This is a genomic window from Pseudomonas sp. 24 E 13 (assembly GCF_900004715.1).
Lineage (GTDB): Bacteria > Pseudomonadota > Gammaproteobacteria > Pseudomonadales > Pseudomonadaceae > Aquipseudomonas > Aquipseudomonas orientalis_A.
This window is the reverse complement of the sequence record NZ_CVTO01000128.1, coordinates 1-1,733: the sequence shown is the minus strand read 5'-3', so window position 1 is coordinate 1,733 and position 1,733 is coordinate 1. Positions and strand designations below refer to the sequence as shown.

The window sequence follows — 1,733 nt, the reverse complement described above, 5'->3', positions numbered from 1 at the left end:
CGCAGAAACGGATATGTACTCGATCTGATCCAACATCCTGGTCGGCCCTGAGGCCGCCATCGGGGGCAAGTCCCCTCCCACATTCGATTTTTGAACACATACCAGTGTGGGAGGGGCGGTGCGACGATTCGACTTGCCCCCGATGAGGCCCTAATCCACAACACTGAACTCAAGCCTGGCAGTCTGCCCGGCCTCATCCAACACACTGAGCTGATAGCGCCCCAACCGCTCGAAGCTGGCATTGATGCTGTCCTGATTGGCGCTATCCCCCAACGGCGCGCCATTGAGAAACCACCAGCGCCGCCCGCTGCCGCCCAGCGCGGAGATTTTCAGGCGCAGGGCCTGTTGACTGGCAGCGGGCAAACGCAGTTGATCGCCCTCGCGCACGCCCACAATGGACAATGGCGAAGCGGCGGCCAGTGCCGGCGGCGGGCAATCCGGGTCGGCGGCCGGGATGCGTGCTTCACGGCGCTCCACCCTGGGCAGCCAGGGCTCCAGCGGAGCCGGCCACAGGGCGATATGCTTCGGTTCGGCGCCAGGGCAATGGGCGTCCACGCGCAAGCCCTTGGCGTTGACCCAGAGGTTTTCCATCAACCCCACGCTCAACGGCTGATCCAGTGCCTGCAACGTCGGCGGCGTGGTGTTATCCAGTGTCCAGGCAAACCGCTGGCGACGACAGTTGGGATCGCTGCGACTCATCGGCTGGCCCAGCGGCCAACAGATTGCCGCCACGCCCACATTGGCCGGCACGGCCTTGACGGGCGCGCTGATGCCGCGCTGGCTGTCGCGGTTGGTCAGTACGTCATGCACCTGCAACATCAACGGCGCCGCCGACGCCAGGCCAAACTGCCCCGGCACCGGCGTGCCGTCCGGACGACCGATCCAGACGCCGATCAGATAACGCGGGCCGACACCAATCGCCCAGGCATCACGAAAGCCATAGCTGGTGCCGGTCTTCCAGGCCAGCGTCGGGCGCTGCACCAGTTCGGCCCGTGGGTCGCGGTCGGGGCGCGCCTGGCCGCTGAGGATACGCCGCACGATCCAGGCCGCCCCTGGCGACAGCAATGGCCGTTCGCGCAGCGCGTCATCCGGCTGCAGGCGCAGGGTGGCGCTCTTGCCGTCGCGGGCCAATGCACTGTAGCCGCTGACCAGCTCTTCCAGGCGACTGCCGGCACCGCCCAGGATCAACGCCAGGTTCGGCTCGGCCAGCGCCGGCAACGCCAGCGGCATGCCGCCGATGCGCATCTGCGCGGCAAAGCGTTTCGGCCCGTAGGCTTCCAGCAATTGCACCGCCGGCAGGTTCAGCGAGCTGGACAGCGCCGTACTCGCCGGCACCGCCCCGGTAAAGCCCATGGAGAAATTGCCCGGCCGGTAATCGCCGTAGCGGCGCGGCACGTCCTGCAGCAGGGACTCGGAATGAATCAGGCCGTCGTCCAGGGCCATGCCATAGAGGAAGGGTTTCAAGGTGGAACCGGGCGAGCGCAGCGCGTTGATCATGTCCACATGGCCAAAACGCTTGGCATCATTGATGTCCACCGAGCCGAGGTAGGCGCGCACGGCCATGGTTTCCTCCTCCACCACCAGGATCGCCGCCGAGGTATGTTCGGGCAAACGCGCACGCCAGCCCAGCAGCAGGTCTTCGAGGCGACGTTGCAGGGTGGCGTCCACGGTGGTGCGGATCAAGGGCGGGCTGTCCGGCCGGTTCAGGCGCCGCGCCAGCAAGGGGGCCAGGC

The 1,733-nt window shown here is 66.9% G+C and carries 1 protein-coding gene; it reads right to left on the bottom strand.

What is annotated here, in order from left to right:
• Positions 1-150 precede the first annotated feature (150 nt).
• The coding region (locus BFP90_RS16515) for a penicillin-binding transpeptidase domain-containing protein (RefSeq protein WP_065897439.1) at positions 151-1,733 on the bottom strand (1,583 nt) is incomplete at its 5' end.